The organism is Pseudoruegeria aquimaris, from assembly GCF_900172235.1.
Lineage (GTDB): Bacteria > Pseudomonadota > Alphaproteobacteria > Rhodobacterales > Rhodobacteraceae > Pseudoruegeria > Pseudoruegeria aquimaris.
Genome location: NZ_FWFQ01000029.1, coordinates 14443 through 36740 on the forward strand (window position 1 = coordinate 14443; position 22298 = coordinate 36740).

Consider the following 22298-nt stretch of genomic DNA (forward strand, 5'->3'; position numbering starts at 1 on the left):
CCGGTTGGGGGCGTGATGCGCGTGGGCCGGCTGCCGCTCTGGCGGCGGGCAGCAGGCCCGGCGGGGGTGTCTGCGGGGATGGTGCGGGTCATAGGCGGCGCCCTTCTACCACATGGATCGTGCCGGGGAAGGACCAAGGCAGGCGCAGGCCCTGCTGCATCAGCGCGGCCCCCGTCAGCGTGACGGGGCCGTCCTTCAGCGCGTTGGCGGTGCGGGAGAGCCGCGGCACGTCCGCGGCCGTGGCCAGGCGCAGCTCGTAGCGGGCCTGCGGATCGAGGCCGGTCAGCCGCAGCGGGCGCGGCAGGATCTGCGTGGAGGCCTCGGTGTGGGCGGCAAAGAGGGCGAAGCGGCTGCCATCGGCCGCGATCTGCTGCTCGGCGGTGATCGCCGGGTCCGTCGCGTCCAGCCGCAGGATGCTCCCGGCCATCATCCAATCCCGGTTGGCCTTGTACCACGCGGTGGCCGCCTTCAGGGTGGCGGCCTCCTCTTCCGTCAGTTCGCGCGGATCCATCTCGAAGCCCATGTGGCGCTGCGCGGCCGTCCAGGCGCGCAGGGGCATGGAGAGCACGCGGCCCGAGGTGTGGCAATGGCGCGGCCCGACGTGGGAGCCCGTCACGGCCGAGGGCAGGAAACGCGCGGCGGGATGCTGGATGCGCTGGCGCTCCAGCGCGTCGTTGGAATCCGACAGCCAGACCCGTTGGCAATGCTCCATCACCCCGAAATCGATGCGCCCGCCGCCCGAGGAGCAGCTTTCGATCTCGGTCTCGGGGAAGGCGGCGCGCAGCCGGGCGAGAAGATCGTAGAACCCTTCGGCCTGTGCGGCGTCGGAGACCGGAAGCACCCGGTTGTGATCCCACTTGATGTAGTCGATCGCATGGCTCTGCAGCACGGCGGCGATGCAGCCGTAGAGGTGATCGCGGACCTCGGGCAGGGCCATGTTGAGCACCAGCTGCTGGCGGCCGCGCAGCTGATCGGGCGCGCCCAGCAGCCACTCGGGGTGGGCGCGGTAGAGCTCGCTCTCCTCGTTGACCATCTCGGGCTCGAACCAGAGGCCGAAGCTCATGCCCAGCCCGTGGACGTGATCGATCAGCGGGGTCAGCCCGTCTGGCCATTTGCGCGGGTCGATCTGCCAGTCGCCGAGGCTCGTGGTGTCGTCGTCGCGCTTGCCGAACCAGCCGTCGTCCAGCACGAAGCGCTCCGCGCCCAGATCGGCGGCGATGTCGGCGATCTCGGTGAGGGTGGCGAGATCGTGGTCGAAATAGATGGCTTCCCAGCAATTGTAGTGCACCGGGCGCGGCGCGCCGGGCTTGGGCCAGGTGATCACGCGGTCGCGCAGGTGGTGCTGGAAGGCGGTGGCGCAGCCGTTCATTCCCTCTCCGGACCAGGTGGCGTAGAGCTTCGGCGTGGCCAGCGCCTTCACTGGGCCCCGGTGGCTTCCGGAAGCGGTGCCGAACTGGATCTGGCGGCGCCCGTCGGGCAGTTCCTCGGCGATCATCCGGTGCCCGCCTGACCAGCCGAGGTGCAGCGCGTAGGCCGCGCCTTGGGTGTTGGTTGCGCCGGTCTCAGGCAGGATCACCGCCGGGAAATGGGCGTGATCGGTGCGGCCCACGACGCTTTCGCGCACCCGCAGGCCGGGTGCCCAGGGCGTGCTGTTTTCACGGAACTCGCCGATCCAGCTGCCGGAGAAATCGATGATCTCACCGGCCTGTTGCGGCGCGGGCAGCACCGGCGCGGCGAACCATTCGACGATCACCGGGGCCTCGCTCTCAAGGCTCGCCTGGGCGGTGAGCATCTTCGTTTCCGCATCAAGGCTGAAGGCCGCCGAGTAGCGCAGGCCGAGCGCGTCGTCGGCCAGATCGAAGGAGAGGCTCTGCCCGCCCTTGACCACATCGCGCAAGGCAAGGCGCGGCGTGAGCGCGTTGCCCTTGGCATCGCGCAGGCGCAGCCCCGGCTGGCCGGGGAAGGTCTGGCTGGCCTCCGGGCAGATCGTGAGCGGCGGGTTGTCGTCCAGCATCCCGCCCGTCACGTCCGAGCGGCTGGCCGCGTAGAGAGCCGCGAGATCTTCGCCTTCCGGCAGGGCAGCGCCCCAGTAGAAGACCTCGGGAAGCCCGGTGTCGGCGGCAAAGGCGATGCTCTGCCGCCCGTCATCAAGACGCCATGTCTGCATTTACTTGACGGCTCCGAGAGTAAGGCCGGCGATGAAGTGCTTCTGCATCAGGAAGAACATCGCGACCGGCGGCAGCGCGGCCACGATGGAGCCCGCGCTCATCAGGTGGTAGGCGGCACGATACTGCGCGTTGAACGAGGTGATCCCGGCGGTGACCGGCTGGCTTTCGCTGCCCTGGGTGAGCACGACCGCCCAGAAGTAATCGTTCCAGATGAAGGTGAAGATCAGCACCGCCAGCGCCGCGAGCGCCGGTTTCATCAGCGGCAGCACGACATACCAGAAGATGCGCCACTCGCTCACGCCCTCCACGCGCGCCGCTTCGATCAGCTCGAAGGGCAGGGCGCGGATGAAGTTGCGCATGAAGAGCGTGCAGAAGCCCGTCTGGAAGGCGATGTGGAAGAGCACGAGGCCCGTCTTGGTGTTGTAGAGGCCGAGCTCAAGCGTCAGGTCGCGCACCGGCACCATCAGGATCTGGAAGGGCACGAAGTTCCCGGCCACGAACATGAAGAAGATCCACAGGTTGGCGCGGAACTTGTACACCCCGAGCGCGAAGCCGGTCATGGTGGAGAGCGCCACCGCCCCGATCACCGTGGGCACGGTGATCAGCACCGAGTTCAGCAGGTAGCGCGGCATGTCGCTTTCGAAGAACACCTTGCCGTAGTTGGTGAGCCCTTCGAAGGAGGAGGGCAGCCCCCAGTAGTTGGCGTTGGTGAAATCGGCGTCGGGCTTGATGGAGAAGAGCGCCACCGCCAGGAGCGGCGCCAGCCACATCAAGAGCGCGATGGGCAGCAGCGACTGGTAGGTGAGCTGCGCGGCGCGGCTTTGTTTTTCGATCGGAGTCGGGAACATCTCAGCGCCCCTTTTCTTCTTGGTACATCGACCACAGGAAGTAGGCGATAAAGCAGAGCATGATCAGGAAGAGCACCACGGCGATGGCGGCGCCGTAGCCCATGCGGAAGCCGTATTCCGACAGCGCGACCTCGAACATGTAGTAGGCCAGCACCCGCGAGGAGCCGAAGGGGCCGCCCTGCGTCATGATGGAGATGAGGTCGAAGGAGCGCAGCGCGCCGATGATGGTGACGACGAAGGCGATGAAGGTGGCCGGCTTCAGCTGCGGCAGCACCACGTGCCAGAGCATCCGCATGCCCTTGGCGCCGTCCAGCCGCCCGGCTTCGATCTGCTCCGGGTCCACTGCGTTGAGGCCGGTGAGATAGAGGATCATGCAGTAGGCCGTCTGCGGCCAGAGGCCGGCGGCGATGATGCCGTAGGTCACGAGGTTCTCGTTGCCCAGCACGTTGATCGGACCGAGCCCGACCCAGCCGAGCATCACGTTCAGCAGGCCGAAGGTGGGATCGTAGAGCCACGAGAAGACGAGGCCGACGACGACCTGCGAAATCACGAAGGGAAAGAAGAACAGCGATTTGTAGAGCCGGATGCCGGTGACGGTCTGGTTCAGGAACAGCGCGATCATCAACCCGGCCGGGATCGCCAGCAGGTAGAGCAGCAGCCAGATCAGGTTGTTCTTGAGCGATACGTAGAAAGCGTCGCGGTCCACGAACTCCCAGTAGAGATCTTCGTAGTTGCGCAGGCCCACGTATTCTTTCGTGCCGAGGCCGTCCCACTCGTAGAGCGAGAGGTTGAACGACTGGAACACCGGGAAGATCACGTAGACGAGGAAGAACAGGATGCCCGGCGCAAGGAAGAGCCAGGGGGCGATCCTCTGCTGATTGCGATGGAACCAACTGCGGGTGTCTACGGATGTCTGAAGAGCGGCGGTATCGGCCATGACAGAAATCCTGAATGCTGGGAAAGATCGGCCCGCGCGAGGGCGGGCCGATCAGGAAAGGGTGTCAGCCCTTACTGGTAGATGCGGCCGCGGGCACGCTCGAGCTTGGCCAGGATCTTGTCCAGGTTCTCGGGCTTGACCATGAACTCCTGGAAACCTTCCATGGAGACCTTGGCCATCTCGGCCGGTGCGTCACGATCCCAGAACTGGGCCACGCCACCCGGCGAGTTGGACGACAGCATCGCGAAGCCTTCTTTCAGGAACTTGTCGTCATCCACGGCGGATTTCGCGTTCACCGGCAGCTGGCCGAGGTTCTTGCCGCTGTTGATCTCGGTCTGCTCTTCCGCGGAGACCACGAAGCGCAGGAACTCGCGCGCGGCTTCCTTGTTGGAGGCGTTGGCCGGGATGTGGAACGTATCCGTGGGGGCATCCTCGGAGAGCGGCACGTCGGGGTTGATCACCGGGAACTGGTAGAAGTCCAGCTGATCGTCCGTCAGGCCGGCCTCGCGCAGCGGTGCCACGGCGAAGTTGCCCATCAGGTAGCCGGCGGCCTCACCGTTGACCATGAACGGCAGGGCTTCCTGCCAGCTGTAGGTCTGGTGGTTGTCGATGAAGGCGCCCATGTCGATGAGCTCTTTCCAGTTCATGAAGGTCTGCTTCACGCGCTCGTCTTCCCAGGAGACCTTGCCGGCGGCCAGATCCATGTGGAAGTCGAAGCCGTTGGTGCGCATGTTCAGGTAGTCGAACCAGCCACCGGCCGTCCAAAGGAACTTGGTGCCGATGGTGAAGCAGGCGCGGCCGGAATCCACGATCTTCTGGCAGTTCGCCTTGAACTCTTCCCAGTTGGTCGGCTCGGTCAGGCCCAGCTCTTCGTAGATGTCTTTGCGGTAGTACACGCCCCACTGGTAGTAGGTATAGGGCACGCCCCACTGCTTGCCGTCGATCGTGAGAGCGCCCTTGGTGGAGGCGAGGTTCTCGGCGATTTCCGGCTCGGCCCAGAGATCGGAAACGTCCTCGAAGAGGCCGGCTTCCACGTAGGGGCGCATCCGGTTGGCGGCATACCAGGTAGCAACGTCCGGCGTGTCCGCCGTCAGGAAGTTGCGGATCTGGGTCTTGTAGGCCTCGCGGTCGATCACCGTCGTTTCGATGTTCAGATCGGGGTGCTTCTCCTGGAAGCGGGCGATCATTGCTTCCATCGTGGCGCGCGGCGCCGGGTTGGAAGTGTCGAGGAAGATTTTCAGATCACCCGACAGATCGGCGAATGCCGGACCGACAAGTGCAACGGAGCTCGCCAGAGCGGCGAGCGTCATCTTCATTTTGGAAACCATGTTGTCCTCCCGCGGTGGTTCCATTATGTGAAACTTAATTTCGCATATTGAAAACTTAATCGCGACTCGACTATGCTTGTCAAGTGTCGGGTGATCACGAATTGAGCGCCCGGCAGGAGGAGGAGACGGATATGACGGCAGTTGCAGGAGGCGACGGGACGGTGGGAAAGGCACTGGAAGTGCTTGACCTCGTTGCGTCTTTTGGCAGGCCCGTGCGGTTCTCCGAGATCCTCGACAAGAGCCCCTACCCGAAGGCGACGACCTACCGACTCATCCAGACGCTGACCAACCAGCGCATGCTCGGCTTCGATGCCGAGCGCCAGACCTACGCGCCCGGCGTGCGCCTCGTGCGGCTGGCCCACGCGGCCTGGACGCAAAGCTCGCTCGCCCCGATCGCGCGCCCCTTCATCGATGCGCTCAGCCTCGAAGTGGGGGATACGGTCCACCTCGCGCAGCTCGATCACGCGCAGGTTCTCTACGTGGACAAGCGCAACGCGCGCGAGCCGGTGCAGATGTTCTCGCAGGCCGGCAAGGTCGGCCCGGCCTATTGCACCGGGGTGGGCAAGGCGATGCTGGCCTATCTGCCGGAGGCAGAGCTGGCCCCGATCCTGAGCCAGCAGAGCTACCACCGCTTCACCCCCAGCACGCTGACCTCCGAAGAGGAACTGCGCGCGGAGCTCGCCAACATCCGCGCCCGCGGCTACGCCTTCGACCGCGAGGAGCACGAGCCCGGGATCATCTGCGTGGCTTTGCCGATCCTCAGCGAGAGCAAGCGTGTGCTCGGCGCGCTGTCGGTCACCACCACCAACACCCGAAAGACATTGGACGATCTCGCCGCGCTCGCGCCGGTGATCGCCGAGACCGCACGGCGCATCGCCGGGGAGGCCGAAAGTTGGCGCTTCCCCGATGCCGCCGCCCAGACCACCAGAACAGGAACGTAATTCATGTCAGGTTTGAAACTGAGCAACGTGATCAAGCGCTACGGCGACGTGCAGGTCATCCACGGGGTGGACCTGGAGATCGAGGACGGCGAGTTCTGCGTGTTCGTCGGCCCCTCGGGCTGCGGCAAGTCCACCCTGCTGCGCATGGTGGCCGGGCTGGAGGAAACCAGCGAGGGCCAGATCTCCATCGGCGGGCGCGACGTGACCCACGTGGACCCGGCCGAACGCGGGGTGGCCATGGTGTTCCAGACCTACGCGCTCTACCCCCACATGACCGTGGAGGAGAACATGGGCTTCGGGCTCAAGATGAACGGGGTTCCGAAGGCCGAGATCAAGCAGAAGGTGGGCGAGGCCAGCCGCATCCTGAAGCTCGACGACTACCTCAAGCGCAAGCCCAAGGCGCTTTCGGGCGGGCAGCGCCAGCGAGTCGCCATCGGACGGGCCATCGTGCGCGGGCCGGAGGTGTTCCTGTTCGACGAGCCGCTTTCCAACCTCGACGCGGAGCTGCGCGTGGAGATGCGGGTGGAAATCGCGCGGCTGCACAAGGAGATCGGCGCCACGATGATCTACGTGACCCACGATCAGGTCGAGGCGATGACGCTCGCCGACAAGATCGTGGTGCTGCGGCTCGGCAACATCGAGCAGGTCGGCGCGCCGATGGATCTCTACCGGGATCCCGACAACAAGTTCGTGGCCGGTTTCATCGGCTCCCCGGCGATGAACTTCGTGGAAGGCGTGGTGGAAGAGGGCGGCACCGTGCGGATGCCGGGCCTCGGCGATGCCGTCGCCCCGGCCAGCGTGGCGCTTCCGGCCGCCGGTTCGAAGGTGATCGTGGGCCTGCGCCCGCAGCACATCCGGGTGGATCCGGAGGGCGACAGCCACACCGTGGACATCACCGAATCCCTCGGCGGGGTCTCCTACGTCTACGCGAATGCCGCCAACGGCGACCGGCTCGTGGTGGAAGCCCGCGAAGACGATCCGATGCCGCGCGGCGGCAAGGTCGGCCTCTCCTTCGATCCGGCGAACCTGTTCTTCTTCGACGCCGAAACCGAGAAACGCATCCGCTGATCTTCCGGGCGCGGCGCCCTGCAAGCCGCCGTGCCTGTCAGCGATGCGAGAAGCCCCCCGGCGGCATGGGCCAATCTGCCGGGGGGTTTTCTTTCGCGCGGGCGCCTACCGCCCGGCCCCGCATGTGGCGAAACTCGTGGCCATCGAAAGGATCAGCGCCTCGTAGAGGTTGGGGCCGGGCTGCAGGGTGGCCCCGGTCGGGTCGAGCATCCCGATCGCGATGTCGCTTCCTTCCGTTACGGCCCGGATCAGGCGGTCGTCCTGCTGGGGTTCGCCGAAGATGCAGGCCACGGGCCGTGCCGCCACCTGATCCCGCAGGGCCTTGATCTGCGCTGCGCTCGGCGCGGCGTGATCGCCCGCTTTCAGCGATCCCAGGACCTCGATGCCGAACCGTTCGGTGAAATGGCCATAGGCATCGTGCAGCACCAGCACGGGGCCGGGGTCGCGATCCTTCAGCAGCGCTTCGATCTCGACCATCATCGCATCGATCCGGCTTTGGGCCGCGAGGGCGTTGGCCGCATAGGCGGCGGCATTGGCCGGGTCCAGCTCGCCGAGGTGCAGCGCGATCTCTTCCAGCCAGTCGCGGGCGATCATCGGGTCCAGCCAGGCGTGGGGATCCACCCCGCCGTGATCGTGGCCCCCGTGATTGAGCCCACCGTGATCGTGGCCACCCTCATCGTGCCCGCCCTCATCGTGGTTGTCGTGATCGTGGCTTTCGTGTGCGTCTTCGCCATGATCCGCGCCCGCGTGATCATCATGCGCGGTGCCTTCGTGGTGGTCGTCGTGAGCCTCCTCGTCGTGCGCTTCGCCGTGATGATCGTCTTCGCCGTGGTGGCCTTCGTGATGGTCGTCTTCCTCGTGGTGTTCGTCATGGTGGGGCGCGTCGCCATCGTGAACGTGCCCGAGCAGCGCCAGCGCCTCGCCCTTCACGCCGGTGCCCTCCACCGCCCGTTCGAGCGAGGGGGTCAGCTCGGGCCCGACCCAGATGAACAGATCCGCATTGGCAAGCCCGCGTGCCTGCGAGGGTTTGAGCTGGAAGCTGTGCGGGTCCGCCGCGCCGTCGATCAGCAGCTGCGGCGTGCCGATCTCGCCCATCACCTGCGCCACGAGGGAATGCACGGGGGCGATATCCGTCACGACCTGGGGAACATCTGCACATGCGCTGTGGCCAAGACCGGCGGCCGCGGCCGCCGCAAGAATCAGGCGTTTCATCGGTTGTCCTTGTCTCGTCGGATGGGAAGCGTTAGAGAAAGGCTCTCTACTAGTGATGTAATAACATTACAACTCGAAATTTGCCGGGGGATGGGCCATGCCGGAGCCGACCGCTTTCCACGAACACGATCATGCCGCCTGCCGGGACGAGGGGTTGGCACACGCCGAGGAGATTGCCCGCGCCCGCAAGCTGCGCCTGACACCGGTGCGCCGCCGCACGCTTGAAATCCTGCTGGAGCGCCATCGCGCCCTCGGGGCCTACGAGGTGTTGGAGAGGCTGGCGGAAGACGGTTTCGGCAGCCAGCCGCCCGTGGCCTACCGGGCGCTTGAGTTCCTGGTGGAGAACGGGCTCGCGCATCGCATCCAGCGGCTGAACGCCTACACCGCCTGCGCGCATCCGGGCGAGGATCACAGCCCCGTCTTCCTGATCTGCTCCGAATGCAAATCCGTGGCCGAAGCCCCGGCGCAGGGCGTGCTTAAGGCGATGTCGCAGGCGGCGCAGCCCCTTGGCTTCGCCATCACCCAGAGCAACATCGAGGCCGTCGGCACCTGCCCGGCCTGCGCGGAGGCGGTGGCATGAGCCTGATCGAAGCACGCAACATGTCGGTGGCCTACACCGATACACCCGCGCTCGCCGCCGTGGATCTCAGCATCGAACCGGGCGAGATCGTCACCGTGATCGGGCCCAACGGCTCCGGCAAATCCACCCTGATCCGCGCGCTTCTCGGCGTGGTGGCCCCCTCGGGCGGCAGCATCCACCGCAAGCCGGGGCTGCGCATCGGCTACGTGCCGCAGAAGCTGAGCCTCGATGCGAACCTGCCGCTGACGGTGCGCCGTTTCCTCTGCCTGCCGCGCCGCCACAGCGCCGCGGAGATCGCCGCGATGCTCGAACGCGTGGGGGTGCCGGGGCTTCAGGAGCGGCAGATGTCGGCCCTGTCAGGCGGGCAGTTCCAGCGCGTGCTGCTGGCGCGTGCCCTGCTGATGAAGCCCGAGATCCTGATCCTCGACGAAGCCACGCAGGGGCTGGACCAGCCCGGCGTCGCCGCCTTCTACCGGCTGATCGAGGCGATCCGTTCGGAGATGGGCTGCGCGGTGCTCATGGTCAGCCACGATCTGCACGTGGTGATGCGCGCCACGGACCGGGTGGTCTGCCTCAATGGCCATATCTGCTGCGAGGGCGCGCCGACGGTCGTCTCCGAGATGCCGGAATACCGCGCGCTCTTCGGGCTGGGCACCGGCGGCGCACTGGCGCTCTACCAGCACGCCCATGATCACGAGCACGATCACCTCGGTGCGGGCGATGGCCACGATCACCACCACCCTCATCACGGGGCCGCCTGATGCTAGACGATTTCCTGTTGCGCGCGGTGCTGGCCGGGATCGGCGTGGCGCTGGCTGCCGGCCCGCTGGGCTCCTTCGTCGTCTGGCGCCGCATGGCCTACTTCGGCGACGCCACCGCCCATGCCGCCGTGCTGGGCGTCGCCCTCTCCTTCGGCTTCTCGGTCTCGATCTACGTGGGCACGCTGATCACCGCCCTGGCCATGGCATTCGCGGTCTCCTCGCTCTATGCGCGTGGCCATGCCATCGAAACGGCCCTCGGCGTGATGAGCCATACCGCGCTGGCGCTCGGCCTCGTGGCGATGAGCTTTCTCAGCGGGGTGCGCGTCGATCTCTCGGCCTTCCTGTTCGGCGACATCCTCGCGGTGTCGAAACAGGATCTCGCGGTGATCTGGGGCGGCGCGGCGCTGGTGCTGGCGCTGCTGGCGTGGCGCTGGCAGGCGTTGCTGACGGCCACGCTCAACACCGAGCTGGCGCAGGCCAGCGGGATCGACGCCCGCCGCGAACAGCTCGTGCTCACCCTGGCCCTGGCGGTGGTGGTGGCCGTGGCGCTGAAGGTCGTGGGCGCGCTGCTGATCACCGCCCTGCTGCTGATCCCCGCGGCCTCGGCCCGCAACCTCGCCCGCACGCCGGAGACCATGGCGGTGATCGCCATCGGCCTCGGAATGCTCGCGAGCCTTGCCGGGTTGCAGCTTTCACTCACCGCCGACACGCCCGCCGGCCCCAGCATCGTCGTAGCTGCCGGCGCGATCTACGCGGTGTCGCTGGCGCTGGGCCGCCCCCGCTCGCGCTAGGCGCCCGCCCCGGGAAGGCTCTCGCGCCCGTCAGGCCTGCGCGCCCGCCGGGCCGCCCCGCTTGCCGTAGTAGAGGCCGACGACATGCTCGGCCTCGGCGAAGAAGAGCCAGCGCGCCGCCATCACCCCGCCGACGTGCAGAATGACGGCCACGAGCGCCAGCAGGTGGCCGACGGGCAGCAGCAGCAGGATCGCGGCAGGCAGCAGGCTCATGCACAGCAGCGCGATCCGGCGCAGCTTCACCGCATGCTTGCGGCCCACGACGTATACCATCTCGTCCAGCAGGTAGTTGGTGCCCGTGTGCGGCGGCTCGAACAGGCGCACGTCGCCGATCGTGCCCAGCCCCGTGGCCGTGCCCATGGTGGAGCCCGCCCTTGCGAAGCGTTTGTCGCCGTCGTGCCAGATCCACGCCTGGAGCGCGCCCACGGCAAGCAGCAGAATCCCGGCAAGCGTCGCCTGCCCGGCCAGAAGCGCGCCGCCGCCGAGCGCCAGCAGCAGGAACAGCAGCGGCGTGGACCAATGGTTCCAGCGCGGAATGCTCGCAAGCTGGGTGTAGATCATCGAGGTGGAGAACACCGTCGCAATGCAAAGAAGCGCCCCCAAGGCCCCGAGCAGGGGCAGGTGCAGGCCGAGAAAGATCAGGCAGGCCGCGTAGAGCCCCGTCACCACCAGCGCCGAAACCGCCAGCCAGGCCTCGCGGCTCAGCCAGCTCGTGCGCCACTGCGAAAACGCCTTCACTGCGTTCTTCGGATTGGCGAGGTGGAAGGTGGAGGCCACCAGGCCCCCGCAGGCCAGCGCGTAGCCGATGAAGAAGAAGACGAAAGCCACGAACCCCGACACGTCCGGAATGCCGAGGCCGAGATAGAACAGCAGGCCGAAGCCCAGGCCCGAGAGCGTCGTGAAAAGAATGACGGAAGGAGCGGGATGCATGTCAGAGCTTCTCCAGGGCTTTGTCGAGCCAGCCAAGGAAGCCCTTGGGCTCCTCGGCGACGGGTTTGAGCAGCGGTGCCAACACGTCCACCTCCTCCATCGTGTCCTTCGGGCGCGGCGGCAGGTAGCGGTTCACCGGCTGCGTGCCCTGCTCGGGCATCAACGCCATGCCGCCCCGCTCCGCCGTCAGCTTCGAGACATTGCTCTCCGGGTCCGCGAAATCGCCGAAATGGCGCGCGCCGGCGGGGCAGGTGCGCACGCAGGCCGGCACCCGATCCTCCTCGGGCAGGGTCTCGTTGTAGATCCGGTCCACGCAGAGGGTGCATTTCTTCATCACGCCCGCGTCCTGGTCCAGTTCCCGCGCGCCGTAGGGGCAGGCCCAGGCGCAGAGCCCGCAGCCCATGCAGGCGTCCTCGTTCACCAGCACGATGCCGTCTTCCACGCGCTTGTAGCTCGCCCCGGTCGGGCAGACGGTCACGCAGGGCGCATCGTCACAGTGCAGACAGGACTTCGGGAAATGGATCGTCTGCGCCGCCCCCGCCTCGGGCTGCACCTCGAAGGCATGCACCCGGTTCAGGAACGAACCCACGGGCTCCGCGCCGTAGGCGTCCATGTCCGCGAGCGGTGCGCCGTAGTTCTGCGTGTTCCACCCCTTGCAGGCCGTCACGCAGGCATGACACCCCACGCAGGTGTCCAGGTCGATCACGAGCCCGAGCTTCTTATCGGTGCTGTCAGGCAGTGCGGTCATCGCTTGGGGCCCCACTTTGTTCCGAAAATATCCCCGCCGGAGGCATGAAACTCATCGCGCATCGCTCACCCCACCTTCTGACGGTTGACCTTGGGCCCGTGCCCCACCGGCGAGGCGATGGGCCCGAAGGCGGGCTGGCTCTCGGCCGGGTCAGGGGCGGGGGCCTTCTCGATGCGCACGCGCAGGTCGAACCACGCCGCCTGCCCGGTGATCGGGTCCGAATTGGACCAGCGCAGCCCGTCGCCCTTCTCCGGCAGCAACTCGTGGATCAGGTGGTTGAGCAGGAAGCCCTTTGTCGCCTCCGGCGCATCCTCTTCCAGCGCCCAGGCGCCCTTGCGCTTGCCGATGGCGTTCCACGTCCAGACGGTGTTTTCGTTCAGCGCGGCCATGTGGGCCACCGGAACGACGATCTCGCCGTGGGGCGAGGTCACTCGCGCCCAGTCTCCTTCCGCAAAACCGTTCTCCTCCCAGATCTTCGTGGGCACGTAGAGCGGGTTCCGGCCGTGGATCTGCCGCAGCCAGGCGTTCTGGCTGCCCCAGCTGTGATACATCGCCATCGGGCGTTGGGTGAGCGCATGCACCGGGAACTCGGCGCCGCGGTTCTCTTCCACCGTGTCCCACCAGATCGGCAGCGGATCCATCGTCGCCTTGATGCGCGCGCGCAGGTGCTCGGGCGGCTGGCGCTCGCCGTGGCCCTCCGCGGCCAGCTGGAACTTGCGCATCGGCTCGCAGTAGAGCGTGAACAGGTAGGGATGGGGCACATCGTAGAAGCCCATCTTCACCGCCCAGTCCTGGTAGTCCATGTTCCACGGCTTGTAGTAGCGGGCCGCGTCCGGGACGTGCTGCAGGTGGAAGCCGCCGTTGTCGATGTAGCGCTGAAGCTGCTCCGGGTTCGGCGCGCCGCGACCGGGCTGCTCGCTGCCATCCTCGCCCTTGCGCCAGCCGAAGAGCGGACCGATGCCGGGGCGGCGGATGTGGTTGGTGATGTAGTCGCCGTAGTCGGCGTATTTCTGGCTGCCATCCTCGTTCACGAAGCCCGGCAGCCCCAGGCGCGCGCCCAGGTCGCAGAGCACGGACTGGAAGCCGCGCACGTCGCGGTCCGGCTCCACCACCGGCCAGCGGATCGCATCCGCCGCGCCGTCGGCCTCGCAGATGGGGCGGTCCAGCAGGCTGATGCAGTCGTGGCGCTCCAGGTAGGTGGTGTCGGGCAGCACGAGATCGGCATAGGCGACCATCTCGGAAGAATAGGCGTCGGAATAGATGATCCGCGGGATCAGGTATTCGCCGTCCTCGCCCTTGTCGGTCAGCATCTCCATCACACCCTTGGTGTTCATGGAGGAGTTCCAGCTCATGTTCGCCATGTACATGAACAGGGTGTCGATCTTGTAGGGATCGCCCGCATGGGCGTTGCTGATGACCATGTGCATCAGCCCGTGGGCACTCATCGGGTTTTCCCAGGAAAACGCCTTGTCGATGCGCGCGGGCGTGCCGTCTTCCTTCAATGCCAGATGCTCCGGCCCCCGCACGAAGCCGAGGTGGGGCCCGTCGAGCGGGTGGCCCGGCTGGCTCTTGCAATGGGGGGTGGGATGCGCCTCGACGGGCTTGGGGTAGGGCGGTTTGAAGCGGAAGCCGCCGGGCACTTCCACGGTGCCCAGCAGGATCTGGAGCGTGTGCAGCGCGCGGCAGGTCTGGAAGCCGTTGGCATGGGCGGAAATCCCGCGCATCGCGTGCATGGCCACGGGGCGGCCCTTCATCACCTTGTGTTTCTTGCCGCGGAAATCCGTCCACTCCTGCTGGATCTCGAAGGCTTCCTCGAAGGCCACGCGGGCGAGCTCGTTGGCGATGGCACGGATCTTGCCTGCCGGGATCCCGCAGCGCTCGGCCACGGCCTCCGGCGCGTAGTCCTCGCTCAGGTAGCGCTCCACCATGAACTGGAAGACGGATCTGTGCTCGATGCCCTCGTTCACCCATGTGCCGCCCAGATCCGGGCAGACATCGGGCTTGTCGTAGCAGCGCGGGCGGCGCTCGATGCGATCCCAGACGAGCGCGCGGCCCTCTTCGTCGCGCAGGATCAGGCCGTATTCGTCGGAGCTTTCATCGCAGTTCACGAGGCAGGGCGCATCGGTGTACCAGGTGAGGTATTCCAGATCGATCTTGCCGGCCTTCAGCAGGCAATGCACGAGCGACAGGATGAACAGCCCGTCCGTGCCCGGCGTGATTCCGATCCATTCATCGGCCACGGCGTTGTAGCCCGAGCGGATCGGGTTCACCCCGATCACCTTCGCGCCACGCGCCTTCAGCTTGCCCAGCCCCATCTTGATCGGGTTGCTGTCGTGATCCTCGGCCACGCCGAAGAGCATGAACAGCTTGGCATGATCCCAGTCGGGCTGGCCGAACTCCCAGAAGGCCCCGCCCATCGTGTAGATGCCGCCCGCCGCCATGTTCACCGAGCAGAAGCCGCCATGCGCCGCGTAGTTCGGCGTGCCGAAGGCCTGCGCCCAGAAGCTGGTGAAGCTTTGGGATTGATCCCGGCCGGTGAAGAAGGCGAGCTTCTCAGGCGCTTCGGCGCGGATCGGCGCGAGCCAGTCCGTGGCGAGCGTCAGCGCCTCTTCCCAGCTGATTTCCTCGAACTGGCCGGAGCCGCGCGGCCCGACCCTCTTGAGCGGTGCGCGCAGGCGCGAGGGCGCGTTGACCTGCATGATCCCCGAGGAGCCCTTGGCGCAGAGCACGCCCTGGTTCACCGGGTGGTCGCGGTTGCCTTCGATGTAGGCCACCTTGCCGTCCTTCATGTGGACGTTGATGCCACAGCGGCAGGCGCACATGTAGCAGGTGGTCTTGCGGATCTCGTCCGAGGTTCTGGGCGAAAGGTCGATCGCTGGCTGGTGCTGTGTCATGCGGCTGCGTTCGGCCTCCTCCTGCTGCGGATGCATGCCGGCCCGTGCCGGCACGCCGGCCCGGCGGCAGAACCGGGCCATATGGTTGCGCGTCTGGGGGCAGTTTTACGCGGAAGCCGGGCGGGAATGCGATGAAAAAATCCATCGCGATGACTCCAGTTCGGTCAAATGTTCCGTCCAGTTTGGAAGATCGGTGAAAATTGATCCACCCGCGGATGCAGAGTTGAAACGGTTTCCCCCGTTCGATGCCGGGATTGCTTCACTCGGCAGGGCAGCAATTTTTTGGCCCGAATGCCCGCTTGGCAGCTCGAAACGGGCGTGATTTCCTGCCTCCGAGGCAGATCGGGAGGGACAGCCAATGGCAATCACGGCCAGCATCGCGGATTTCGTCGCCGATACACCGGTGCAGAGCATCCCGTCCACCGCCCTGCGCACGGTCGCGCTTTCGCTTCTGGACTGGGTGTCGGTCGGGCGGGCGGGCGTCGGAGAACCCGTTGCCGAGCGGGTGGCCGACCTGGTGCTGAGCGAGGGCGGCATGGAAGAGGCCAGCGCCTTCGGCCGGGGGCGGCGATTGCCGGCGCGGGCGGCGGCCCTGCTCAACGGCACCACCAGCCACGCGCTGGATTACGACGACACGCATTTCCTGCACATCGGCCACCCCAGCGTCGTGGTGTTTCCCGCCGCGCTGGCGGTAGCGGAGCGGCAGGGCGCGCGCGGGGACGCCTTCCTCGCGGCCTGCGCGCTGGGCTATGAAGCCAGCTGCCGCATCGGCCATTGGCTGGGGCGCGGGCATTATCAGGTGGGCTTCCACCAGACGGCGACGGCCGGGTGTTTCGGGGCCACGCTGGCCGCGGGGCGGCTGCTGGGGCTGGATGCCGCCGGGCTTGCGCGCGCGATCGGGCTGGCCTCGACGCGCGCGGCCGGCCTGAAGAACCAGTTCGGTACCATGGGCAAGCCCTACAATGCCGGGCAGGCCGCCAGCGCCGGCGTCGAGGCGGCGCTGCTGGCGGGCCTCGGGCTGAGCAGCGCGCCGGAGGGGCTCGAAGGCCCGCTCGGCTTCGGCGCGACCCATCACGTGGAGGCCGACGAAGCCGCGCTGGACGGGCTCGGCACGCGTTACGTGCTGGAGGGAACGTCCTACAAGTTTCACGCCTGCTGCCACGGCACCCACGCGGCGCTGGAGGCGATCCGCAGCCTGCCGCTGCCCGAGGCGCGCGATCGCATTGCCACCCTCGAAATCCGCACCCATCCGCGCTGGATGACCGTCTGCAACATCCCTGAGCCGCGCAGCGGGCTCGAGGCCAAGTTCAGCTACCGCCTCACCGCCGCCATGGCGCTCGCCGGGATCGAGACCGGCGCTTTGGCCAGCTTCTCCGATGCCGCCTGTGCCCGGCCGGAGCTGACCGCTCTGCGCGACCGGGTGTCCGTCGTCCCGGATGAGGGCATCGGCGAGAGCGCCTCCCACGTGATCCTGCGTCTTGCGGACGGCCAAACCCTTGAAGCCAGGCATGACCTTGGTGCCGAGGTGCCGCTCGACGTCAGGGCCCATCGGTTGCGCGAGAAATCCCGTGCCCTGCTGGGCGCCGCCCTTGCCGCCGAGGTGGAGCAAGCCGTGAGCGCGTTGCATCAAGCGCCGGATGTCACCTCCCTCGGCGCGCTGCTTCGGCGCGCTGCGCCAGAAGAGTGATTGACAGCCGGCGCGAGTCACCCGTATATATTTTAACGGCTAAAATAAAAAGCCGACCGAAAGCCGCGCCGGAGGAGGGGGCGGGTTTCGGCAAGGGATCTCGTGGGAGGACAAGATGTATCTGGGATTGGATCTCGGCACGTCCGGGCTGCGCGCCCTGCTGGTGGATGCCAGCGGCGCGCTCATCGGCTCCGCCGAGCGGCCCTGCGCCGTTGCCCACCCGCATTCGGGGTGGAGCGAGCAGAACCCGGCGGAATGGATCGCCGCCTGCGAAGGCGCGCTGGCCGAACTGAAGGCACGCCACCCCAAGGAGCTTTCCGCGCTGAAGGGCATCGGGCTTTCGGGGCACATGCACGGCGCCACGCTTCTGGATGCGGCGGGGGCCGTACTGCGCCCCTGCATCCTGTGGAACGACACGCGCTCCGCCGCCGAGGCCGCCGCACTGGACGCGACGCCCGGTTTCCGCGAGACCTCCGGCAACATCGTCTTCCCCGGCTTCACGGCGCCCAAGCTTGCGTGGCTCGCCAAGCATGAGCCCGAGACCTTTGCCAAGGTCGCCAAGGTGCTGCTGCCGAAGGATTACCTGCGGCTCTGGCTCACCGGCGAGATCGCGGGGGACATGTCGGATTGCGCCGGCACGAGCTGGCTCGATGTCGGCGCGCGGGACTGGTCGGCGGACCTCCTGGAAAAATCCGGGATGCGGCGGGACCAGATGCCTGATCTCGTGGAGGGCAGCGAGGTGGCCGGGATGCTGCGCCCCGCGCTGACCTCGGATTGGGGCATCAGCGGGCCCTGCGTCGTGGTGGGCGGCGGCGGCGACAACGCCGTGGCGGCCTGCGGCGTGGGCTGTTTCGCGGAAGGCGACGGCTTCGTCTCGCTCGGCACCTCCGGCGTGGTGCTGGCGGCCAAGGGCAGCTTCGCGCCCGATCCGGCAAGTGCCGTCCACACCTTCTGCCACGCCATTCCGGATACCTGGTACCAAATGGGCGTGATCCTCGCGGCCACGGACTGCATGAACTGGCTCTCGGGCAACCTCGGCAAGAGCCCGGCGGAGCTTTCGGGCCTGCTGGGCAGCCGGATCGACGGCCCCGGCGCGGTGCGCTTCCTGCCCTATCTCTCGGGCGAGCGCACCCCCCACAACGACAGCCGCATCCGCGGCGCCTTCACCGGGCTTGAGATCGCCACCGATCACGCCGCACTGACGCAGGCGGTGATGGAGGGCGTGGGCTTCGCCCTGCGCGACAACTACGAGGCGCTGAAGGGCACCGGCACCGATCTTTCGCGCCTGCTGGCCATCGGCGGCGGCTCCCGCAGCCGCTATTGGGTGGAACTGATCGCGACGCTTCTGCACATCCCCGTCGATCTGCCCGAGGCGGGCGATTTCGGCGCGGCGCTGGGCGCGGCCCGGCTGGCCATGGTGGGCCACACAGGCGCCACCCCGGCCGACATCATGACCCGGCCCAAGGTGGCCGAAACCATCGACCCGCGCGCAGATCTGGCCGAGGCCTATGAAACGGCCTACGCCCAGTATCGCGCGCTTTACCCTGCACTGAAGGCTTTGAACCCATGAGCACCGGATTTTTCCCCGTCGAGAAGATCGCCTACGAAGGCCCCGAAAGCACCAACCCGCTGGCCTTCCGCCACTACAACCCCGACGAGGTGGTCATGGGCAAGCGGCTCGAAGATCACCTGCGCTTCGCCATCGCCTATTGGCACAGCTTCGCCTGGCCCGGCGGCGATCCCTTCGGCGGCCAGACCTTCGAGCGCCCGTGGTTCGGCGACGAAATGGCCAAGGCCAGGTTGAAAGCCGATGTGGCCTTCGAGATGTTCACCGCCCTGCAGGCGCCTTTCTACTGCTTCCACGACGCCGATGTCCGCCCCGAGATGGGCAACTTCGCCGACAACACGAAGGCGCTGAACGAGATCGTGGACTACTTCGCCAAGAAGCAGGAAGAGACGGGCATGAAGCTCCTCTGGGGCACGGCCAACCTCTTCACCCACCGCCGCTTCATGGCCGGCGCCTCCACCAACCCGGATCCCGAGGTCTTCGCCTTCTCCGCCGCCACCATCAAGACCTGCATGGACGCCACAATGCGCCTCGGCGGGCAGAACTACGTGCTCTGGGGCGGGCGTGAGGGCTATGAAACCCTGCTCAACACCGATCTGGCGCAGGAAGACGCGCAGATGGGCCGGATGCTGAACATGGTGGTGGAATACAAGCACAAGATCGGCTTCAAGGGCGACATCCTCGTGGAGCCCAAGCCGCAGGAGCCCTCCAAGCACCAGTATGATTACGACGTGGCCACCGTCTACGGCTTCCTCAAACGCCACGGGCTGGAGAACGAAGTGAAGATGAACATCGAGCAGGGCCACGCCATTCTCGCGGGCCACAGCTTCGAACACGAGATCGCCACGGCGGCGGCTCTGGGCATCTTCGGCTCCATCGACATGAACCGCAACGACTACCAGTCCGGCTGGGACACAGACCAGTTCCCCAACAACGTGCCCGAAGTGGCGATGGCCTACTACCACATCCTGAAGGCGGGGGGCTTCGGCAACGGCGGCACCAACTTCGACGCCAAGCTGCGCCGCCAGTCGCTCGATCCCGAGGATCTGCTGATCGCCCACATCGGCGGGATGGACGTCTGCGCCCGTGGCCTGAAGGCCGCCGCCGCCGTGATCGAAGACGGCACCTACGACTCTTTCGTCGCGGATCGCTACGCCGACTGGAAAGGCGAGCTGGGGCAGAAGATCCTCTCGGGCGGATACACGCTTGAAGAGCTGGCCGACTACGTGGAAACCTCCGGCGTGAACCCCGAGCCGCGTTCGGGCAAGCAGGAATATCTCGAAAACCTCTGGAACCGCTTCGTCTGAAGCGGGGCCGCCAACAGCAGGGCACGCGACGATGAGCAGGCTTCAGGCGATAGATCTGCCCGGCGGCGGGCAGATGCAACGGGTTGTTCTGGAAGAGGGCACGCAGGAGGTCTGCCTGCTCTCGCTCGGTGTCGCCCTGCAGGATTGGCGCATCGCCCACGGCGGTGTGGATCAGCCCGTCGTGCTGGGTTTCGATGATCCGGCCGCCTACCTGCGCAATCCCAACTACCTCGGCGTGATCGTCGGGCGCGTCGCCAACCGTATCGGCGGCGCGCGGTTCACGCTCGACGGGGAGGAGTTCATCCTGCCCGCAAACGAAGGCCGAAACCTGCTGCACGGCGGGGGCGGCGGGCTGAGCAGCCGCAGCTTTGCCGTGGACCTCGACAGCCGCGCCAATGCCGCGCGCTTCCGCTATACCTCCCCTCACGGCGAGGAGGGCTTTCCGGGCCGGGCCGATTTCGAGATCACCGTGGCGCTGTCGGGCGGGTGGCTGCGCTACGAGATGCGCGCCATGGTGGATCGCCCGACGCCGATCTGCCTTGCGCAGCACGCCTATTACAACCTGATGGGCGAGGGGCCGATCTGGGATCACGAGCTGTATCTGGACGGCGCGGAATGGACGCCCGTGGGCGCGGATCTGATCCCCACCGGGGACATCGCCCCGCTGCCGCCGCACATGGATTACCGCGATCCCGAAATCATGCGCCTGCGCGATCCGCAGCGGCTGGGCATGGACGGCAACATCCTGCTGCGCAGGGCGCGCAGCCAGGCCGAGCCGGCGGCACGGCTGCGCGCGCCCAACGGGCTCAGCCTTGCGCTGCATACCGATCAGCCCGCGATCCAAGCCTATACCGCGAACAAGCTGGCGCCCGTCACCGGCGGGCTGGAGGGGCGGCACTACGCGCCCTTCGGCGGCATCTGCCTTGAGCCGCAGCACAGCCCGGATTCGGTGAACAAGCCGCAGTTCCCCTCGATCATCGCGACCCCGGAAACCCCCTACCTGCAACGCCTCGATCTGCACCTGAGCGCGGACACCGGAACCCCATGAAACCACTGAGCAGCCTGCTGGCCGCGGCCTGTGCCGCCCTCGCCCTTCCCGCAACCGCGCAGCCGGATTTCCCCGAAGGCGTCTTCACCCCGCGCGACCCGGCCGCGGTGGAGCTGGGCTGGCTGCTGTTCTACGATCCGATCCTCTCCGGCAACGGCGAAGTGGCCTGCGCCACGTGCCACCATCCGAAATTCGGCACCGGGGACGGCGTGTCCCTCGCCATCGGCGATGGCGGCATCGGGCTGGGCCCGGCCCGGAAGGTGGACCCGCGGAACCCGCCCGAGCAGCGCATCCCGCGCAATGCGCCGGCGCTGTTCAACCTCGGGGCGGAACAGTTCAAGGTCATGTTCCACGATGGCCGCCTCGAAGCCGATCCGGACAAGCCCGGCGGCATCCGCACGCCCCTCGGTGCCGAGATGGTTCGGGGCTTCAAGAGCGTGCTCTCGGCGCAGGCGATGTTTCCGGTGCTCTCGGCCGACGAGATGGCCGGCCACTACTCGGAGAATCCCATCGCGCAGGCCGTGCGCCTCGGCCAGTTGACGCATGAGGGCGGGGCGTGGTCGCAGATCGCGGATCGCGTGGCCGCCGTCCCCGAATACCGGGCGCGGTTCGATGCGGTGCTCGGCAAGGGCGCTCCCATCGGCTTCACCGACATCGCCAACGTGGTGGCGGATTTCATCGCCGTGGAATGGCGCTCCGACAGCGCGCCCTTCGATGCCTACCTGAGGGGCGAGGCCACGCTGAGCGAAGAGGCAGTGGCGGGCATGGAACTCTTCTACGGCGAAGCCGGCTGCGCGGAGTGCCACGCCGGCCGCTTCCAGACGGACCACGGTTTCCACGCCATCGCCATGCCCCAGTTCGGCCCCGGCAAGGCGGCGCGCTTCGAGGATCACCACCGCGACGTGGGGCGGATGCGCGTGACCGGCCGCGAAGAGGACGCCTACCGCTTCCGCACGCCCAGCCTGCGCAACGTGACGAAGACGGCGCCCTACGGGCACACCGGCGCCTATGCGACGCTGGAAGGCGTGGTGCGCCACCATCTCGATCCGGTCGGAGCCCTGAGGGCCTATGACCTGTCGCAGGCGGTGCTGCCGGACCTGCCCGGCGCGGTGGACGACTGGGTGCTGACGCGGCCCGAGGAGATCGACGCGATCGCGCAGGCCAACGATCTGGCGCCGAGATCGCTGAGCGATGCACAGGTTGAGCAGATCCTTGCCTTCCTCGCAACGCTTGAGGATCCGCAGGGGCTGGAGGGGCGGCTCGGGGTGCCCGAGGCCGTGCCCAGCGGGCTGCCGGTGCCCCGGTAGCGGCGGGCGGGCATCCGCCGCCCCTTGCATCGCCGCCGCGCCGGCCGTCTAGGTCGTGAACTCATAAACGGGATTCCGTTTTTGGCGGTGTGATGATTCACTTTCGGAAACGGAGGTGAGCATGACGGGCAGACACGATGTGAGCGATGCGGAATGGGCGGTGATCTCGCCGCTGT

Annotated in this window: 18 protein-coding genes; 10 read left to right on the plus strand and 8 right to left on the minus strand. The window is 67.1% G+C overall.

The window, feature by feature from the left end; translation table 11 throughout:
* Positions 1–88: 88 nt before the first annotated feature.
* From PSA7680_RS15995 to PSA7680_RS16010, 4 genes are all read right to left on the minus strand, one after another.
* The gene (locus tag PSA7680_RS15995; RefSeq protein WP_085869690.1) at positions 89–2167 is read right to left on the minus strand and encodes an alpha-galactosidase; all 2079 of its coding nucleotides are present in this window, start codon (positions 2165–2167) and stop codon (positions 89–91) included.
* Positions 2168–3016, minus strand: a complete 849-nt coding sequence (locus tag PSA7680_RS16000) for a carbohydrate ABC transporter permease (RefSeq protein WP_085869691.1) — start codon at positions 3014–3016, stop codon at positions 2168–2170. It abuts the gene before it with no gap.
* A gap of 1 nt (position 3017) precedes the next feature.
* Complete coding sequence (locus PSA7680_RS16005) at positions 3018–3953, minus strand: carbohydrate ABC transporter permease (RefSeq protein WP_085869692.1); 936 nt, start codon at positions 3951–3953, stop codon at positions 3018–3020.
* A gap of 71 nt (positions 3954–4024) precedes the next feature.
* A complete protein-coding gene (locus tag PSA7680_RS16010) occupies positions 4025–5281 on the minus strand; it encodes an ABC transporter substrate-binding protein (RefSeq protein ID WP_085869706.1) in 1257 nt (418 codons plus the stop codon).
* A gap of 131 nt (positions 5282–5412) precedes the next feature.
* On the opposite strand from PSA7680_RS16010, the gene PSA7680_RS16015 reads away from it, so the two are divergent.
* Both PSA7680_RS16015 and PSA7680_RS16020 read left to right on the plus strand, forming a co-directional pair.
* On the plus strand, positions 5413–6222 hold the full coding sequence (locus PSA7680_RS16015; protein ID WP_085869693.1) for an IclR family transcriptional regulator: 810 nt from the start codon (positions 5413–5415) through the stop codon (positions 6220–6222).
* Between the two features lie 3 nt (positions 6223–6225).
* A complete protein-coding gene (locus PSA7680_RS16020; protein ID WP_085869694.1) occupies positions 6226–7290 on the plus strand; it encodes an ABC transporter ATP-binding protein in 1065 nt (354 codons plus the stop codon).
* 105 nt (positions 7291–7395) lie between these two features.
* Here PSA7680_RS16020 and PSA7680_RS16025 read toward each other — a convergent pair whose 3' ends face one another.
* Complete coding sequence (locus PSA7680_RS16025; RefSeq protein ID WP_085869695.1) at positions 7396–8502, minus strand: zinc ABC transporter substrate-binding protein; 1107 nt, start codon at positions 8500–8502, stop codon at positions 7396–7398.
* 97 nt (positions 8503–8599) lie between these two features.
* Between PSA7680_RS16025 and PSA7680_RS16030 the strand changes: the two genes are divergently transcribed.
* Genes PSA7680_RS16030 through PSA7680_RS16040 form a run of 3 tightly spaced genes read left to right on the plus strand, consistent with a single transcriptional unit; the run spans position 8600 to position 10634 of the window.
* A complete protein-coding gene (locus PSA7680_RS16030; RefSeq protein ID WP_085869696.1) occupies positions 8600–9082 on the plus strand; it encodes a transcriptional repressor in 483 nt (160 codons plus the stop codon).
* Positions 9079–9843, plus strand: coding sequence for an ATP-binding cassette domain-containing protein (locus PSA7680_RS16035; protein ID WP_085869697.1), 765 nt, complete (start codon positions 9079–9081; stop codon positions 9841–9843). Before PSA7680_RS16030 ends, PSA7680_RS16035 begins: the two co-directional genes overlap by 4 nt.
* Complete coding sequence (locus PSA7680_RS16040; protein WP_085869698.1) at positions 9843–10634, plus strand: metal ABC transporter permease; 792 nt, start codon at positions 9843–9845, stop codon at positions 10632–10634. The genes PSA7680_RS16035 and PSA7680_RS16040 overlap by 1 nt, the downstream gene beginning before the upstream one ends.
* Before the next feature lie 30 nt (positions 10635–10664).
* On the opposite strand, the gene PSA7680_RS16045 is transcribed toward PSA7680_RS16040, so the two are convergent.
* The 3 genes from PSA7680_RS16045 to PSA7680_RS16055 all read right to left on the minus strand — a co-directional run bounded on the left by PSA7680_RS16045 (position 10665) and on the right by PSA7680_RS16055 (position 15206).
* Entirely contained in the window at positions 10665–11564 is a 900-nt protein-coding gene (locus tag PSA7680_RS16045; protein ID WP_085869699.1) for a dimethyl sulfoxide reductase anchor subunit family protein, read from the minus strand.
* A gap of 1 nt (position 11565) precedes the next feature.
* Complete coding sequence (locus PSA7680_RS16050) at positions 11566–12312, minus strand: 4Fe-4S dicluster domain-containing protein (protein ID WP_085869700.1); 747 nt, start codon at positions 12310–12312, stop codon at positions 11566–11568.
* A gap of 65 nt (positions 12313–12377) precedes the next feature.
* On the minus strand, positions 12378–15206 hold the full coding sequence (locus PSA7680_RS16055; RefSeq protein WP_085869707.1) for a molybdopterin oxidoreductase family protein: 2829 nt from the start codon (positions 15204–15206) through the stop codon (positions 12378–12380).
* A gap of 358 nt (positions 15207–15564) precedes the next feature.
* On the opposite strand from PSA7680_RS16055, the gene PSA7680_RS16060 reads away from it, so the two are divergent.
* The 5 genes from PSA7680_RS16060 (at position 15565) to PSA7680_RS16080 (ending at position 22122) form a co-directional block, all read left to right on the plus strand.
* The gene (locus PSA7680_RS16060) at positions 15565–16893 is read left to right on the plus strand and encodes an MmgE/PrpD family protein (protein ID WP_085869701.1); all 1329 of its coding nucleotides are present in this window, start codon (positions 15565–15567) and stop codon (positions 16891–16893) included.
* A 115-nt stretch (positions 16894–17008) separates the two neighbouring features.
* Positions 17009–18463: a xylulokinase gene (xylB, locus tag PSA7680_RS16065; protein ID WP_085869702.1), complete on the plus strand. Its 1455-nt coding sequence runs from the start codon at positions 17009–17011 to the stop codon at positions 18461–18463.
* Positions 18460–19767 carry a xylose isomerase gene (xylA, locus tag PSA7680_RS16070; RefSeq protein ID WP_085869703.1) on the plus strand — a complete coding sequence of 436 codons (1308 nt, stop codon included), beginning with the start codon at positions 18460–18462 and terminating at the stop codon, positions 19765–19767. The genes xylB and xylA overlap by 4 nt, the downstream gene beginning before the upstream one ends.
* 31 nt (positions 19768–19798) lie before the next feature.
* Positions 19799–20815 carry an aldose epimerase family protein gene (locus PSA7680_RS16075; RefSeq protein WP_085869704.1) on the plus strand — a complete coding sequence of 339 codons (1017 nt, stop codon included), beginning with the start codon at positions 19799–19801 and terminating at the stop codon, positions 20813–20815.
* Positions 20812–22122, plus strand: a complete 1311-nt coding sequence (locus tag PSA7680_RS16080) for a cytochrome-c peroxidase (protein WP_085869705.1) — start codon at positions 20812–20814, stop codon at positions 22120–22122. Before PSA7680_RS16075 ends, PSA7680_RS16080 begins: the two co-directional genes overlap by 4 nt.
* The last annotated feature ends 176 nt before the right edge of the window (positions 22123–22298 follow it).

Excerpts from the sequence above, each read along its gene's own strand:
- PSA7680_RS15995 (WP_085869690.1), bottom strand. The coding sequence starts at position 2,167 with ATGCAGACATGGCGTCTTGATGACGGGCGGCAGAGCATCGCCTTTGCC.
- PSA7680_RS16000 (WP_085869691.1), bottom strand. The coding sequence starts at position 3,016 with ATGTTCCCGACTCCGATCGAAAAACAAAGCCGCGCCGCGCAGCTCACC.
- PSA7680_RS16005 (WP_085869692.1), bottom strand. The coding sequence starts at position 3,953 with ATGGCCGATACCGCCGCTCTTCAGACATCCGTAGACACCCGCAGTTGG.
- PSA7680_RS16010 (WP_085869706.1), bottom strand. The coding sequence starts at position 5,281 with ATGGTTTCCAAAATGAAGATGACGCTCGCCGCTCTGGCGAGCTCCGTT.
- PSA7680_RS16015 (WP_085869693.1), top strand. The coding sequence starts at position 5,413 with ATGACGGCAGTTGCAGGAGGCGACGGGACGGTGGGAAAGGCACTGGAA.
- PSA7680_RS16020 (WP_085869694.1), top strand. The coding sequence starts at position 6,226 with ATGTCAGGTTTGAAACTGAGCAACGTGATCAAGCGCTACGGCGACGTG.
- PSA7680_RS16025 (WP_085869695.1), bottom strand. The coding sequence starts at position 8,502 with ATGAAACGCCTGATTCTTGCGGCGGCCGCGGCCGCCGGTCTTGGCCAC.
- PSA7680_RS16030 (WP_085869696.1), top strand. The coding sequence starts at position 8,600 with ATGCCGGAGCCGACCGCTTTCCACGAACACGATCATGCCGCCTGCCGG.
- PSA7680_RS16035 (WP_085869697.1), top strand. The coding sequence starts at position 9,079 with ATGAGCCTGATCGAAGCACGCAACATGTCGGTGGCCTACACCGATACA.
- PSA7680_RS16040 (WP_085869698.1), top strand. The coding sequence starts at position 9,843 with ATGCTAGACGATTTCCTGTTGCGCGCGGTGCTGGCCGGGATCGGCGTG.
- PSA7680_RS16045 (WP_085869699.1), bottom strand. The coding sequence starts at position 11,564 with ATGCATCCCGCTCCTTCCGTCATTCTTTTCACGACGCTCTCGGGCCTG.
- PSA7680_RS16050 (WP_085869700.1), bottom strand. The coding sequence starts at position 12,312 with ATGACCGCACTGCCTGACAGCACCGATAAGAAGCTCGGGCTCGTGATC.
- PSA7680_RS16055 (WP_085869707.1), bottom strand. The coding sequence starts at position 15,206 with ATGACACAGCACCAGCCAGCGATCGACCTTTCGCCCAGAACCTCGGAC.
- PSA7680_RS16060 (WP_085869701.1), top strand. The coding sequence starts at position 15,565 with ATGGCAATCACGGCCAGCATCGCGGATTTCGTCGCCGATACACCGGTG.
- xylB (WP_085869702.1), top strand. The coding sequence starts at position 17,009 with ATGTATCTGGGATTGGATCTCGGCACGTCCGGGCTGCGCGCCCTGCTG.
- xylA (WP_085869703.1), top strand. The coding sequence starts at position 18,460 with ATGAGCACCGGATTTTTCCCCGTCGAGAAGATCGCCTACGAAGGCCCC.
- PSA7680_RS16075 (WP_085869704.1), top strand. The coding sequence starts at position 19,799 with ATGAGCAGGCTTCAGGCGATAGATCTGCCCGGCGGCGGGCAGATGCAA.
- PSA7680_RS16080 (WP_085869705.1), top strand. The coding sequence starts at position 20,812 with ATGAAACCACTGAGCAGCCTGCTGGCCGCGGCCTGTGCCGCCCTCGCC.